Source organism: Flavobacterium arsenatis (assembly GCF_031456785.1).
GTDB classification, from domain to species: domain Bacteria; phylum Bacteroidota; class Bacteroidia; order Flavobacteriales; family Flavobacteriaceae; genus Flavobacterium; species Flavobacterium arsenatis.
Genome location: NZ_JAVDVI010000017.1, coordinates 1 through 15,871 on the forward strand (window position 1 = coordinate 1; position 15,871 = coordinate 15,871).

Genomic DNA, 15,871 nt, shown 5'->3' on the forward strand with positions numbered 1-15,871 from the left:
CGCCGTTACACTTGAAGGCTTTCTGATAAAGCTAACTTTATTTGTCTTTGGACTCCAATTAAAAAAATCTATTAACTAGCAACTTGAATTAATTAGTTTTAACTGCAATTCCAAGTTTCTCTTGTGCATACATTTTCCACATAGCAAATGATTCTTTCTCACTAGCAATCCAAGAATTAATAAGTACTTTTTCACGAAGAGATTTTTCTAGATAGTCTTTATAATTTTGTGCAAAATTATTTTTCCTGCCTTTTTTTTCATCTTGTTCAATCATTAACTTGAATATTTTTTCAGGTATTTTCCCCTCATGTTGATCTCCTAATTTTGAAACGACGCTAAAATGTAATTCCGAACTTTCAAGTAAATCAAGAAATTTCCAAAATTCCATATATCTCCATAAGGGAAGATTTTTGGTTTTGTCTATGAAAAAATTAGGATGTTCTCTATACATAATTAAAAATTAACTAAAGATATTTTATGTTCTTTAATGTGCCTCAAGCCAATCCCTACCAACCCCAATTTCCACTTCCAAAGGAACAGAAAGTATAAAAGCATTTTCCATTTCGTGCTTGATCATGCCTTGGATTCTGTCGAGTTCGGTGTTATGGACGTCGAAGACAAGCTCATCATGAACTTGAAGGAGCATCTTGCTTTTCCAGTTTTCGGCTGTCAATCGTCTATGGATGTTGATCATGGCAATCTTGATGATGTCGGCGGCACTTCCCTGGATTGGGGCGTTTACGGCGTTTCGTTCGGCACCTCCACGAACCATCATGTTCTGTGAGTTGATGTCCTTGAGGTAACGGCGTCTTTTGGAGATGGTTTGTACGTAGCCGAGTTCTCGGGCACTTTCTATCTGTTCTTGAATGTAAGCTTTCAATCGAGGATATGTTTGATAATAAGCTTCAATCAGGTCTTTTGATTCAGAACGGGAAAGTGAAGTCTGGTTGCTTAATCCGAAAGCAGAAACACCATAGATGATTCCGAAGTTTACGGTTTTGGCATGACTTCTTTGTTCGCGTGTTACCTCCTCCAAAGGCACATTGAACACTTTTGAAGCGGTAGATTTATGAATGTCTTCGTTGTTTTGGAACGACTTGATCATGTTTTCCTCACCACTCAAGGCAGCGATGATGCGTAATTCTATCTGGGAATAATCGGCAGAAACTAAAGTATGATTTTCATCTCTGGCGATGAATGCCTTACGGATTTGACGGCCTCTCTCGGTACGGATTGGGATATTCTGAAGGTTCGGATTGTTGGAACTCAGACGGCCTGTTGCGGCAACGGTTTGCATATAATCGGTATGGACACGACCGGTTTTAGGGTTCACCTGCAACGGCAAGGCTTCTACGTAGGTGTTTTGAAGCTTCACGAGCTGACGCCAGTCGAGGATGTCCTGCACAAACGGACTCGTCAAGGCCAAGTAGGAGAGTACTTCCTCGCCTGTGGCATACTGTCCGGTTTTAGTTTTCTTTTGTTTGGTTCCGCCGATTTTCAATTTGTCGAAAAGGATGTCGCCCAATTGTTTTGGAGAGGCAAGGTTGAATTTCTCGCCTGCAATCTCGTATATTTTTGATTCGAGTGTCTGAATATCGTTTGACAGTTCCTGCGAAAGGGATTTAAGGAAATTGATGTCGAGGTTGATGCCTTCCATTTCCATATCGGCAAGAACCGGAACGAGTGGGATTTCAATTTCGTCGAACAATTGCTTGGTAGCGGTGCTTTCCAAAATAGGACTGAAATGCTCCTTTAATTGCAGGGTAACATCGGCATCTTCAACGGCATATTCCTTTACGTCTTCGACTGGAACTTCGCGCATTGTTTTTTGGTTCTTACCTTTCTTTCCAATCAAAACCTCGATGGATTGTGGGGAATATTTTAGGTAGGTTTCCGAAAGGATGTCCATATTGTGACGCATATCCGGATTGATCAGATAATGGGCAATCATGGTATCGAAAATTTTTCCTTTTACGGTGATGCCATAATTGGTAAGTACTTTTATATCGTATTTTAAATTCTGGCCTATTTTTTCGATGTTTTCGGCTTCGAAGAAAGGCGTGAACTTGTTCACTAAAATTTGTGCTTCTTCCTGATTTTCTGGAACCGGAACGTAGAAGCCTTTTCCTTTCTCCCAAGAAAAGGACAAGCCAACCAACTCGGCTGTAAGCGGGTCGATGCTTGTGGTTTCGGTGTCAAAACTTACGGAGGATTGGCTGAGTAGATTTTGCAACAGCAATTTTATTCCCAAATCGCCCTGCACCATTTGGTAATTGTGCTCAGTGTTTTCTAATGTATTGTAGTAGCTGGTTCTTACTTCGCCAGTTGCTTCATCGGTGGAAGTGGTGGCAAAAAGATCGAACTGCTCGTCGGTTTTGGGTTGTGGTTTTTTGTATAAACGGGCTTCCTCTGGGTTGTTGGCCATAGGAGCATTATGGTCGGTACGGAAAAGATTGTCGAATTGCTCTGACATTCTTCGGAACTCCAATTCCTTGAAGATGGCTTCGGTTTTTTCGATGTCGGGACGTGTAAGTTCGTAATCTTCTTCATTGAAAGTGACACTGCAATCGGTGATGATGGTGGCTAACTTTTTCGATAGGATGCCTTTCTCTTTATTAGCTTCGATGTTTTCCTTCATCTTGCCTTTCAGCAGATGCGTGTTTTCTAAAAGATTTTCCATAGTTCCGAATTCCTTGAGGAATTTCTTGGCGGTTACTTCTCCCACGCCTGGAAGTCCGGGAATGTTATCAACGGCATCACCCATCATTCCGAGGAAATCAATTACTTGTTCTGGACGCTCGATTTCGAACTTGGCCAATACTTCGGGAACACCCCATATTTCTATGCCATTACCCATTCGGGCAGGTTTGTACATAAAGATATTTTCTGAAACCAATTGGGCGAAATCCTTGTCGGGTGTTACCATGAACACCTGATAGTTTTGCTTTTCGGCTTGTTTTGCGATGGTACCGATAAGGTCATCTGCTTCGCATCCCGCCACTTCGATAATGGGAATGTGCATAGCCTTCAGTAATTCCTGAATGTAAGGGATTGCAATCCTTATGGCTTCTGGTGTGGCATCGCGGTTGGCCTTGTATTCGGCAAACATTTCGGTTCGAACAACGCTTCCTTCCTTGTCAAAAGCCACGGCAAGATGGTCGGGCTTTTCACGCTTGATGATGTCCATCAGAGAATTCATAAACCCCATGATGGCGGAGGTATCCATACCCTTGGAGTTGATTCTTGGGTTTTTTATAAAGGCATAATAGCCACGGAAAATCAGGGCATAGGCATCGAGCAGGTAAAGGCGTTTTTGCGACATAATTGTATTTTTGTAAAGGCTCAAAAATACGAAACTTCGTGTGTAAAAAAGAAAACCGATGCAAATAAATACTGGGACTTTTTTTTCCTATTGAACAATAGATTATCAAAAAAAATATTTTTAGAGAATAGAAAGCCTACTTTCATAAAATAAATGCAGAAGTTAGTGCCATAATAGCTAATTTTATAGGCAAATAAATACCATTGTTTTTTAGATCACTTTCAATATTAAAAATCAAAACAATAAAAACCATTCTTTTTGGTGTTTTTTTGTTTTCAATCCTATCCACACAAGCCCAAGAACCGTTAACCCGGAAAATCTCCTTTCTGGAGGGTTTGCCTTCGGAGGTTATCTACGATTTGTTTGTTGACTCTGATGGATTGCTATATTTAGGAACAGACAAGGGTTTGATTACCTATGATGGGGTTCATTTCAAGCATATAAAGTATAAAGATAATCTCGGAAATTCCTTAAACACTATTCAGGAAGATGAACATGGAGTGATTTGGTGCAAGAATTTCGCCAACCAGCTTTTTATGCTACAAGGTGAATTTCTTGAGGAAGATCCCATAACAAAGAAATTGCTTTTTGAGGAAAAAGCCAACCTTGTAGATTTTGTTGTTTCCGGAAGGCAAATTTGGATCCTTACGCAGAAAAAAATATTTACATTAAAAAAAGGAGGGAAGCCAAGGCTAATTTATACCTTAAAGGATGAGGGATCAAACGATTTTTTGTCGATGATCTATGATAAGGATTCAAAGAAACTTTATGTAACAACATCATCAAAAATCCTAACCTTCAAGAGCAATAAGCTTCTTAGTATAGAATCAGGAAAGGATGGATTAAAGATTCTTGAATTATATAAAGGACTTCTATGCTATAATTATAGAACGATAAACAATGAATGTGTTGTTGGAAGAAATCAAATTGAGTTGTCGTCCGATTTAAAAAACACCTACTTCAATAAATTAAGTGATGCCGGAAATAATTTATGGTTGTGCTCCAATAACGGCTTATATGAGATTGACGTTAAGAATAAAAAATTCAAAAATGGTTTCTTAAAAGGCATACGTGTTACCGATATTGTGAACGATCAGGAAGGCAATAGCTGGATCAGCACCTTGGATGAAGGGCTTTATCTTATGCCAAGCAAGCAAATATTGAGTTTCAATTTTGAAGCCTCTAACGAAAAGTCAAATAAAAATTACACTAAAATAGCAAAAGGACCCAATGGTAATTATTTCATTGGAACCAGTGACGGAAAAGTCATCGAAATTAATAAACAAGGCAAGGAAATCTGTATTTATGACACTAAATCAGATAATACAATAGAATTTATAAGTTTTTCAAAAAATATTCTTCTGACAACATATGGTTTTTTCAACATAGGTAATCCAATTATGTTTACAGACCCTATTTATTTTGGAAAAGGCATAGCCGAAGACGATAGAGGGAATTTTTTGATGGCCAGTTCAAATTTTGGAGGCTTAATCTCAAAATCGCTAACGGGAATGCCAAATGTTGAAAAGCCATTCTCTAAATATAAAACTATTAACTACGGGAAATACGACAATAAAGTATTGACTTTTAGGGATAAAAGAGCAAAATGTGTTTTGTTTGATAGGTTTGAACGAAAATACTACGTTGCCTATATCGATGGATTGTATACATATGATAATTTTGGTGTAGAGAAACATATAAAACTGCCCGATGGAAAGGAAATAATAGGTTCCGAAATGCTTCAGGATGAGGATGGTTGTATTTGGATTGCCACGCTTCAAAACGGTGTTGTACGATTAAAACAGGAAGAAGTTGTTGAAAGGATAACCATCAAGAACGGGCTCTCAAACAATAATTGTAGAAGAATTGAGGTTGATGATAGAAGTCTGTGGATTGTGACAGATGATGGTTTTGATATTTTTGATTTCAAAACGAAAAAAGTTAAAAACGCGGCCTTGAACCTTTGCATAAAAGGCATAACTATTAATGATGTTTTTGTAGATGATAAAACGGTAGGATTAGCTACAAATCAAGGAGTTTATTATTTTAATAAAAATATTATTGAGGATATAAATCTTCCGAAATTTAGATTCACCTCTATTTTAGCCAACGGTAAGAAACTAAATACAAGTGAAGATATAGTTTTGAAGCATAATGAAAATAACATCAACATCAAGTTTAATACAATCCATTTTAAAAGCCTTGGAAATTACAACTATGAATACAGGTTGAAGGCTTATGACGATACATGGTATTTTCAACCTTCAACTACAAAAAATATTAACTACTTGGCGTTGAATCCGGGACAATATAAATTTGAAATCCGGGTGAAGCTTGGCGACAATTATACTGAAACCCAAGAAATTAATTTCTTAATAAAAAAACCATTTTGGTTGCAATATTGGTTCATTGCTTTTTCAATATTACTTTTTTTAGGATTACTTTTTCTCGTTTACAGATGGGCCGAAATAAAGACAAAGAAGAGTCAGGAGCTAAAAGAACAATTGGCATTGTCGCAATTAACAGCCTTGCGTTCGCAAATGAATCCGCATTTTTTGTTTAATGTGCTCAATTCTGTTCAAGGGCTGATCTATTCCAATCAGAAAAATAAGGCTACCGATTATTTGGGTAAATTTTCGGATTTGATGCGGAAGATATTAGACAGTTCAGATAAGAATGAAGTGACAATTGAAAAAGAGTTTGAAACCATCGATTTATATGTTTCCTTAGAAAAAGCAAGGTTTGAGGATGATTTTGAATATAAAATTTCATTTCCCGAAAACGTTGATTTGAGCCAATATAAAATCCCATCGATGATCATCCAGCCTTTTGTTGAAAACGCCATAAAACACGGCTTGATGCACAAGGAAGGGCAAAAAAGACTTGAAATAAAGGCAGAAATTCTAAATGACATTTGGTGCTTTACCATTGACGATAATGGAATAGGAAGAAAAGCATCTGAAATCATCAATCAGAAAATAAAGAAACACATCTCTTTTGCAACAAAAGCAATAGAAAACCGGGTAAAATTGATCAACAAAACAACAGATGTTACCATAGATATTGAAACAATTGATAAGAAATCGAAATTGGAGGAACCATTAGGAACTAGGATCAAGATTTATATTCCGATTATCGAGTAGATTAACGAAGTTTCTTTATCTTTAAAGCCAAATTAATAATAAGAATATGACGGCAATAATTGTTGATGATGAACTAAATGCACGATTGGCATTGAGAGGAATTCTAGAAGAGAATTTTACTCATATAGATATTGTTGCCGAAAGCAAGGATGTGCCAAATGCTGTAAAGATAATTCATCAGTACAAGCCAGATTTGGTTTTTCTGGATATTGCCATGCCAGGCTATTCGGGTTTGGAATTGTTGAAATTTTTTGATGAAAGCCAAATCAACTTTAAAATCATTTTTGTAACAGCCTTCAGTGAATATGCCATCAATGCATTTGAGCTTTCGGCAGTTGGCTATATTCTGAAACCAGTTCGACTAGAAGCATTAGAAAAAGCTTTGAATAAAGTAGAAGAAAACAATAGTGATCTTGAGAAACTCAAGGCCTTACAGAACAATCTTGAAAGTCCGCTGAACAAGAAAGTGGCCTTGAACACAGGTGATGGTATTACTTTTTTACTGCTTCAGAATATTTTATATTTAAAAGCCGATGGTTCCTACACTCACTTTTACACCATTGATAAACACAGGATTACGGTTGCCAAAAAAATATCCGATTTTGAACGATTGGAGGCGATGGGGAATTTTATGCGAATCCATAGAAGCCATATTGTAAATTTATCCAGAATACAGAAAATATTGAAGCAGGATGGCGGAACGGTCATTATGGAAAATGGTGACCAGCTTTCGATCTCATCCGACAAAAAAGCTACAATGCTCGAAAAATTCCAAGATCAAAAGCTATAAATCTTCCATTCTAGTTAAATATTTGATAATAAGAAATACTTTCATTCCTCTAAGTTGTTAATTTGTACAAAATTTTAGTAAATGATTCGTTGGATTATTTTTGTTATCGTCATTCTCTTCATAGAGATCTACTCTTTTCAGGCGTTTAGAACTGTAATCAAGGCAAAACCGTTTTTGGTTGGCTATCAAATTTTAAGCCTTTTGGCCATTGTCTATATCATCTATTCTTTTACAACTTTTGATAGATCGGTGGGTCAAAACAAAAACTCGCTTTTTACATTGGGATTGTTATTGCTTATTTATATCCCTAAAATCGTATTGACTACAATAATGTTTGGAGAAGATCTTTTTCGTCTCGCAACTGGAGCAATCAAGTATTTTGTGAATAATGATCCGGATGTTAGTAATATTCCTTCCAGAAGAAAATTCATCAGTCAAGTGGCGTTAGGACTTGCAGCGATTCCGTTTGCTTCTTTGCTTTACGGAATTTTCGAAGGAAAATATAATTTTAAAGTCATCAAGCAAGTAGTTTTTTTTCCAGATTTGCCCGATGCTTTCGATGGTTTCACAATCACCCAAATATCCGATGTTCACAGTGGGAGCTTTGATAATCAAGAAAAGATAAATTATGCAATTGATTTGGTTAATGAGCAGAAATCGGATATTATACTTTTTACCGGAGATATAGTAAACACACATGCTACTGAAATGGATCCGTGGATTGATATCTTCAAGAGAATCAAGAAGCCCGCTTTCGGAAAATATTCAGTTTTAGGAAACCATGATTATGGTGAATATGTAAACTGGCCTTCTGCAAAAGCAAAAGCCGATAATTTTGAAGCCATCAAGAACATCCACGGTCAAATTGATTTCAAGCTTTTGCTCAATGAAAATATCTCGATTCAGAAAGGCGAAGATAAGATCGCGATAGTTGGAGTAGAAAATTGGGGGCATAATTTTAAGCAAGCTGGGGATTTGGCTAAAGCTTCGGAAGGATTATCGCCTTCGGATTTTAAGATTTTGATGAGCCACGACCCATCACATTGGGAATATGAAGTAAAGAATCACGAAAAGCATTTTCATTTAACGCTTTCGGGACACACTCACGGTTTGCAATTCGGAATTGAAATTCCGGGTTTTTTCAAATGGAGTCCAGTTCAATATGTCTATAAACAATGGGCAGGATTGTATGAAAATGTAGGAAGATATGTGTATGTAAATCGAGGTTTTGGGTTCCATGCCTACCCAGGAAGAGTTGGAATTTGGCCTGAAATAACGGTTATCGAACTAAAAAAAGGTCAAAGTGTAGCATAATTCGTTAAAAATGCTACATTTGTATAAAAATTTACTGTAAAATTTTATAGTTTATGTCAAAATTTGGAGAACTTATTAATGCTGAAATCCCTGTTTTAATCGACTTTTATACAGAGTGGAACGAACAGTCAGTATCCATGCATCCTGTAATCAGAGATGTTGCCGCTGCACTTGGAGACAGAGCCAAAGTAATTAAAATTGATGTCGATAAAAACCAGGAATTGGCAGATGCTTTGCGAATAAAAGTATTGCCAACGATGATGATCTATAAAGAAGGTCAAATGGTTTGGCGTCAATCAGGCGAACTGGATGCCAATACCATCATCGGTTTGGTTCAGGAGCAACTCTAAATAGCTTCACACTTATATCCATTTTCCTTTAAAAACGCCAATGTTTTAGGCAAGGCATGTTCTAAATTTTTAGACGCCTTTATGCTGTCGTGAAAAATAATGATGCTTCCGCTTCGGATGTTTTTTATGACATTTTCTAAGCATTTTTCTGGCGAAACATTCGTGTCGAAATCGGCACTCAAAACATCCCACATTATTATCTTGTATCCCATCTTTCTCATTATCCTCGATTGGGCAAATTTTATCTTTCCATAAGGAGGACGGAAAAGGTTTGATTTTAGATTGTAGATTTTAGATTTTAGATTTAGGATATGCAATTGCTTTAAAATTTCATCTTCACATTGCTTGAAGTTCTCAATATAATCTTCAGTGGAGGTTTTCCATCCATTCAAATGATTGAAAGTATGATTTCCTATCGAATGACCTTCGTTAATTATTTTGCTAAAAATTTCAGGATGTTTTTGGATGTTTTCACCAATGCAAAAGAAGGTGGCCTTTGCATCATATTGCTTTAGTTGATTCAGAGTCCATTCGGTTATTTCTGGGGTAGGTCCATCGTCAAATGTCAGATATACTTTCTTTTCTTGATTAGGTAAATCCCAAACATAGCGTGAAAAGATTTTCTTAACGATAAAGTGGGTTTTGATCCAATAGAATTTCATTTTGCAGTTTTAGGATTGGTGTAAAAATAAAAAATGCAGCGGTATTTTTCAACTCCGCTGCATTTTTTAATGGATTAAATTTTAATTATTCGTTGTCGCGTTTAAAACGGGAAAACATCTTATTGTAACTATTAAAAGTAGCTTTATTGGTGTTGTAAAACTCCATATCGCCTCTTTCCTTCATCACTAATAATAAATCCCTGTAGCGTTCGATATCAGTAATGATTTCTACATAAACATCAACTTGTTCATTCGATTTCAAATTACTGTAGTATTTCAAATTCTCTTGATACTTCACCATCAATTGCGATAGGATTTTTCGGGCTTTGGCTGTTTCTTTTACTTCATAATAACCGGCTGCAAAAGGTTCAAGCATCGTGTAGAAGCCATAATATTCCAAAGGCATTTTTTCCATTGCCAAGTCAATCACTTTTTTGGCTTTTTCGGTTTTGCCTTCGTTGATCAATTGCTCCATTAATCTGGCAAGATTCGTTCTGTAAGTGATGCTGTTTTTTCTTGTTTCCGGATCGTGGTAGATGTTTGGACTTTCGCCATTGCCCCAATCCCATTTCATTACAATGTCATACATCTTATCCGAATCAATCTGTCCCATATCTAAAGGACTTGCTGCTTTTTCGATTGAATTTCTCACTGGAACTAATTTGTAAACCATTCCATCTAATTGAAGGAAATCCTTCATCCAGATGTAATCGTCGTCACCAAAACTACCGCCTGTAAAATAAATTGGGCGTTTCCAGTTGTTGTTGGCCACAATATCAAGCATCATCAATCTGTTTTTATATAGTGCCTGACCTTTAATGTTCACATCAATATAAGGAACGATTGAATCATAGAATTTCGGACTCACAACCTTATTTGCTATAACTGCATTCTTGTCAACCGGAATCCTGATTTTATTGGTTGGATAAAAATGAATCTTTTGGCCGTTGTTCATCTCGATAATTGTTCTTGGATCGTCCATTGCAATGAAATTCAAGAAATCCTTGATGTCCCAACGGTTTTCCGTTTTAGGGTTATGGATGGTGTAGTCCAACTTATCTCCAACATATTGGTCGTGTGTAAACGAAATAGGCATTGGTTCCGATCCATATGCTTTTGCTTTCATCTGGTCGATGTACCAATCGGTCATGAACAAACTTGTATTTACAATTCTGACATCGGTTCTAAAACCTTCAATTTCTTGAGCATACCAAAGCGGAAAGGTGTCGTTATCACCAATTGTAAACAATATTGCATTTGGTTCGCATGAGCTCAAATAGGCTTTTGCCATTGCCAATGCGGTATATTTTCCAGAGCGGTCGTGATCGTCCCAGTTTTGAGATGCCATCAATACAGGTGCCATCAATAATGTAGCTGCAATTATAACAGGTCCGGCAATTTTCGGCTGAAGCCAATTTTTTACCGTGTCATAAATCGCATAAACCCCAAACCCAATCCAGATTGCAAAAACATAGAACGAACCTACCAATGCATAATCTCTTTCACGAGGTTCAAACGGTCGCTCGTTGAGGTAAATCTTCAAGGCTAAACCGGTAAATAAAAACAAGGCAAGAAGCACATAAAAGCTTTTCAAGTCTTTATTGGCGTGGTATATTAATCCGATAAGTCCAAGAATAAACGGTAGGAAAAAATAGAAATTACGTCCTTTGTTGTTCAAAACATCCGATGGAAGATTTTCTTGAGAACCAAGTCTAGCTTCATCAATAAATTTAACGCCACTCATCCAGTTTCCATCCAGGTTGTCGTATTTTCCTTGATTGTCGTTTTGTCTTCCTGTAAAATTCCACATCAAATACCTCCAATACATATATCCAAATTGATATTCGAACATAAATCCTAAATTATCGCTCATTGCTGGTTTTTCGATAATCAGATATTCTCCGTAGCTTTTTAGGAACTTATGGTAGCCATCCAAGTCTATTTCCCTTTGGTTGAATGCTTTTCTAAATTCGGCAATAATCTGAATCAATTCTTTTTCGTGAGCATATTCTGGGTTGATTCTAAATTCTACGGGTTTGGTAAAAGTCATGTAGTTTGTAGCATGATCCGTACTCCACATCCTTGGAAGAAATCCTTTGTGCTTGTCGTCACTATTTTGCTCTGCATTTTTATAGTTGTTTACAATAACATATTTTCCTGTTTTGTAATCTCTTTCATAATTGGGGGCTTTGTCAAGATAAGGCGTTTCTGGGTCTAAACCTGCATAAGTATCTGTAAATTGTGGGCCATAGAACAAAGGATTCACACCATATTGTTCCCTATTATAATAAGCCAAAACCTCCCTTGCATCCGAAGGCTTGTTTTCGTTGATAACGGTATTTGCATTTGCACGAATAGGAAGCATCATCCAAGTCGAGAAACCAATAAGGATAAAAAGAATGCTTAATAGTAATGTGTTTATTTGAACGTAACCTTTGTTTCTTGTGTATTTCAAGCCAAAATAAAAGAAGGCTACAAATAGCAAGGCCACGAATATTGTTCCCGAATCAAATGGCAATCCGATGCTGTTTACCATAAAAACTTCCGTTTTCCCAAATAATCCCATCGTTAAAGGCAATAATAACTTGAAGATAAAAAGCAATACCGAAACCACTACAATGTTGGCAATGATAAAGTTTTTTATTGTGATGGTTTTATAATGTTTGAAATAGTATAAAAATCCGATTGAAGGAATGGTCAACAACGCCATAAAGTGAACACCAAAAGAAAGTCCTATAACTAATGAAATTAAAAGCAACCAGCGATTTCCTCTGGGAGTTTCCATTTCTTGTTCCCAACGGAGCCCCAACCAAAAAAGCACAGCAATCAATAAACTGGCCATGGCATAAACTTCCGCTTCAACGGCATTGAACCAAAAACTATCGGAGAAAGTATAAGCCAATGACCCGACGAACGCACTACCTAAAATTACAATAGAATTACTATTGTCAACTTCTGAAAATTGAGAAATCAGCTTTTTTAGTAAAATTGTTGACGACCAAAACATGAAAAGAATGGTAAATGCACTTGAAAAAACAGACATCATATTCACCATCAAAGCAACTTGGGAAGCTTCTGTGGCAAACATTGCAAAGAAGGCACCAATCATTTGATAAAGTGGAGCCCCAGGCGGATGTCCTACTTCCAGTTTTGCAGAAGTTGCAATATATTCTCCACAGTCCCAAAAACTTAAAGTTGGTTCAACAGTTAGCGTATAGGTCACTAATGCTATTGCAAAAGTCGTCCATCCTAAAATGGTGTTCCATTTTTTGAAGTTAAATGTCATCATATATATGTAATGATTTGTTTTTATTTTTCCGCTTACAAAGAAAAAGCTTTTTTGCGGAATGGAATGATAAAAAATATTTTTTAATTTTTTTTGTAGAAAAATTTGCGGGAGATGATTTTTGTATTAAATTTGCACTCGCAATAAGCAAGCTGGTCTATGGTGTAATGGTAACACAACTGTTTTTGGTGCAGTCTTTCTAGGTTCGAGTCCTAGTAGACCAACAAAAAACCTCTCAAGAAATTGAGAGGTTTTTTTATGCAATAAATTTAAATTTTTTGATTTAAATTTTAAAAGTAATTACTGGTCTTACTGCGTGATTCACAATATCTTCGCTGATGCTTCCATTAAAGAAATGAGCCAATCCGGTTCTGCCATGTGTACACATTCCAATCAAATCGGCATCAACGCTATTAGAGTAATTAATGATTCCTTTCTCGATATTGGCATCGTTGTAGATGTTTAATGAATATCTGTTAACTGAAAAATTCTTAATGAAATCACTCATGATCTTCTCTGCAGTAATTGTTGTTTTGAAGCTATTTGGAGTGTTGATCATCACTAAATTCAGATTTGCATCGAATAAATTAGCAAAATCTACCAGCTTTTGGAACGGTTTTTTAATCTCTCCAGAGAAATCCGAAGCAAAAACAAAGTTTTCAGCCTTGAATTCTGTAATTTCATTCTTGATGACCAAAACAGGGATGTCAGATGCACGAACCACTTTTTCAGTATTTGATCCTATAAACATTTCTTGGAATCCAGACGAACCATGGGAACCCATTACAATCAAATCAACATTGTGTTCCTTGCTATAAGTAACAATACCTTCGAAAGCTCTTTCAATTCTTGCTTCGGCAGTAACCTGAAGTCCATCAAAATAAGATTCTTCTTTAAGTTCTTCCAGTCTTTCATTGGTTTTTCTTAAATAAAGCATTACTTCCGGGATGTTTACGCCGCTACTTACGGCATCATTCATGTGAGTTGGCAAGTCAAGAAGGTTAAGCAGGAAAATTTCGCAATTGTTTTTTTTAGCAATTTGAGAAGCTACCTTGATAGCATATTCTGCATGTTCGGAAAAATCGGTGGGTACTAAAATTCTTTTCATAAAAAAAGGATAAGGGTTGGTGTTTTAATTGTTTTTTCAATGAATTAAAGGTAAGAATATTTTAAGATTAAACAATCATTTTTGATTTATAAAAAAATCACTATATTTGCACCGTTATTTACTAAAAATTGAATAATGAGGGAAGCAATGCTTCCCTCTTTTTATAAAATTATGACATTCAGAGAAAAAGTTATCGATTTATTAAATGAAGGATTGCAAGAAAAGCCATCCATCTTTTTAATTGATCTAACCATTACCGACGCATTTAAAATTATCGTAACTTTAGATGGTGATAACGGAGTGGTATTGCAGGATTGCATCGATGTGAGTCGTTCAATTGAGCATAATTTAGACAGAGAAGAGCAAGATTTTTCTCTTGAAGTAGCTTCTGTTGGAGTGGGTTCGCCTTTAAAATTAGTACGCCAATACAAAAAAAATATCGGCAGAATGCTAATTGTAAAGTTGGCAGAAACTACAATCGAAGCAGAATTGGTAGATGCAAATGATGAATTCATCACATTGGCATGGGAAGCGAGAGAGCCTAAAAAATTAGGGAAAGGAAAGGAAACTGTTCAAAAAAGACAGGAAATTCCATACACAGATATAAAAGAAGCAATTGTTACAGTAATATTTTAATTATGGAAAATTTAGCATTAATCGATTCATTTTCAGAGTTTAAAGACGATAAACTTATTGATCGTGTAACGCTTATGGCAATTTTGGAAGATGTGTTTAGAAACGCATTGAAAAAGAAATTCGGTTCTGATGATAATTTTGATATCATCATCAATCCTGATAAAGGAGATATGGAAATCTGGCAGAGAAGAGTGATTGTAGCAGATGATGACCTAGATTTAGATCACCTTGAAATTACATTAACAGAAGCTAGAAAAATTGAGCCTGATTTCGAAATTGGAGAAGAGGTTTCAGAAGAAGTAAAATTGATCGATTTAGGAAGAAGAGCTATTTTGGCCTTGCGTCAAAACCTTATTTCTAAAATCCACGAACATGATAATACTAATCTTTACAAGCAATTTAAAGATTTAATTGGTGAAATTTATACTGCAGAAGTGCACCATGTTCGTCCAAGAGTTGTAATTTTGGTGGATGATGAAGGAAATGAGATCGTTCTTCCAAAAGAAAAACAAATCCCATCTGACTTTTTCCGTAAAGGAGATAATGTTAGAGGAATCATTGAAAACGTTGAATTGAAAGGAAATAAACCTCAAATTATTATGTCTAGAACTTCTGAAAAGTTCCTAGAAAAATTATTTGAACAAGAAATTCCAGAGGTTTTCGACGGTTTGATTATGGTGAAAAATGTAGTGAGAATCCCAGGCGAAAAAGCAAAAGTAGCTGTAGATTCTTATGATGATAGAATTGACCCAGTTGGAGCATGTGTTGGTATGAAAGGTTCTCGTATTCACGGAATTGTTCGTGAATTAGGAAACGAAAACATTGATGTTATCAATTATACAACCAACATTCAATTGTATATCACAAGAGCATTAAGCCCTGCAAAAGTATCTTCAATCAAAATCAATGAAGAAACAAAAAGAGCTGAAGTGTTTTTGAAATTAGAAGAAGTATCAAAAGCAATTGGTAGAGGAGGTCATAATATTAAATTGGCCGGTCAATTAACAGGATATGAGCTAGATGTAATTAGAGAAGGAAACATCGCCGAAGAAGAAGATGATGTTGAATTAACGGAATTCTCTGATGAAATCGAAGCTTGGGTTATTGAAGAATTTGCTAAAATTGGACTAGATACAGCAAGAAGCATCTTGAAACAAGATGTTAACGATTTAGTTAGAAGAACAGACCTAGAAGAGGAAACGATTCTGGATGTAATGAGAATATTAAATGAAGAGTTTAATGCCTAATTAACTCTTCTTA

Annotated in this window: 11 protein-coding genes and 1 tRNA gene; 7 read left to right on the forward strand and 5 right to left on the reverse strand. The window is 36.0% G+C overall.

Annotated features, from left to right (window positions below; translation table 11 throughout):
• Window positions 1-88 precede the first annotated feature (88 nt).
• Window positions 89-451 (reverse strand): hypothetical protein, encoded by a 363-nt coding sequence (locus tag J2X31_RS15730; protein WP_310027980.1) that lies wholly within the window; start codon window positions 449-451, stop codon window positions 89-91.
• A 33-nt stretch (window positions 452-484) separates the two neighbouring features.
• Window positions 485-3,325: a DNA polymerase I gene (gene polA / locus J2X31_RS15735; protein WP_310028136.1), complete on the reverse strand. Its 2,841-nt coding sequence runs from the start codon at window positions 3,323-3,325 to the stop codon at window positions 485-487.
• A gap of 200 nt (window positions 3,326-3,525) precedes the next feature.
• Between polA and J2X31_RS15740 the strand changes: the two genes are divergently transcribed.
• The 4 genes from J2X31_RS15740 to J2X31_RS15755 all read left to right on the forward strand — a co-directional run bounded on the left by J2X31_RS15740 (window position 3,526) and on the right by J2X31_RS15755 (window position 8,919).
• Window positions 3,526-6,465: a sensor histidine kinase gene (locus tag J2X31_RS15740; RefSeq protein ID WP_310027981.1), complete on the forward strand. Its 2,940-nt coding sequence runs from the start codon at window positions 3,526-3,528 to the stop codon at window positions 6,463-6,465.
• Between the two features lie 46 nt (window positions 6,466-6,511).
• Window positions 6,512-7,255, forward strand: coding sequence for a LytR/AlgR family response regulator transcription factor (locus J2X31_RS15745; protein WP_310027982.1), 744 nt, complete (start codon window positions 6,512-6,514; stop codon window positions 7,253-7,255).
• Between the two features lie 81 nt (window positions 7,256-7,336).
• Window positions 7,337-8,569 carry a metallophosphoesterase gene (locus J2X31_RS15750; protein ID WP_310027985.1) on the forward strand — a complete coding sequence of 411 codons (1,233 nt, stop codon included), beginning with the start codon at window positions 7,337-7,339 and terminating at the stop codon, window positions 8,567-8,569.
• Window positions 8,570-8,622: 53 nt separating this feature from the next.
• Complete coding sequence (locus tag J2X31_RS15755) at window positions 8,623-8,919, forward strand: thioredoxin family protein (protein ID WP_026703486.1); 297 nt, start codon at window positions 8,623-8,625, stop codon at window positions 8,917-8,919.
• Here the strand turns inward: J2X31_RS15755 and J2X31_RS15760 are convergent.
• On the reverse strand, window positions 8,916-9,581 hold the full coding sequence (locus tag J2X31_RS15760) for a polysaccharide deacetylase family protein (protein WP_310027988.1): 666 nt from the start codon (window positions 9,579-9,581) through the stop codon (window positions 8,916-8,918). The two genes, J2X31_RS15755 and J2X31_RS15760, sit on opposite strands and share 4 nt — an antisense overlap.
• Window positions 9,582-9,666: 85 nt before the next feature.
• Complete coding sequence (locus J2X31_RS15765) at window positions 9,667-12,870, reverse strand: glycosyltransferase family 117 protein (protein WP_310027989.1); 3,204 nt, start codon at window positions 12,868-12,870, stop codon at window positions 9,667-9,669.
• Window positions 12,871-13,020: 150 nt separating this feature from the next.
• Between J2X31_RS15765 and J2X31_RS15770 the strand changes: the two genes are divergently transcribed.
• A tRNA-Gln gene (locus J2X31_RS15770) sits at window positions 13,021-13,091 on the forward strand.
• 59 nt (window positions 13,092-13,150) lie between these two features.
• Here J2X31_RS15770 and J2X31_RS15775 read toward each other — a convergent pair.
• Complete coding sequence (locus J2X31_RS15775; RefSeq protein ID WP_310027992.1) at window positions 13,151-13,975, reverse strand: universal stress protein; 825 nt, start codon at window positions 13,973-13,975, stop codon at window positions 13,151-13,153.
• A 171-nt stretch (window positions 13,976-14,146) separates the two neighbouring features.
• On the opposite strand from J2X31_RS15775, the gene rimP reads away from it, so the two are divergent.
• Both rimP and nusA read left to right on the forward strand, forming a co-directional pair.
• Window positions 14,147-14,611 (forward strand): ribosome assembly cofactor RimP, encoded by a 465-nt coding sequence (rimP, locus tag J2X31_RS15780; RefSeq protein ID WP_310027993.1) that lies wholly within the window; start codon window positions 14,147-14,149, stop codon window positions 14,609-14,611.
• A gap of 2 nt (window positions 14,612-14,613) precedes the next feature.
• On the forward strand, window positions 14,614-15,858 hold the full coding sequence (nusA, locus tag J2X31_RS15785) for a transcription termination factor NusA (RefSeq protein ID WP_310027995.1): 1,245 nt from the start codon (window positions 14,614-14,616) through the stop codon (window positions 15,856-15,858).
• Window positions 15,859-15,871 lie beyond the last annotated feature (13 nt).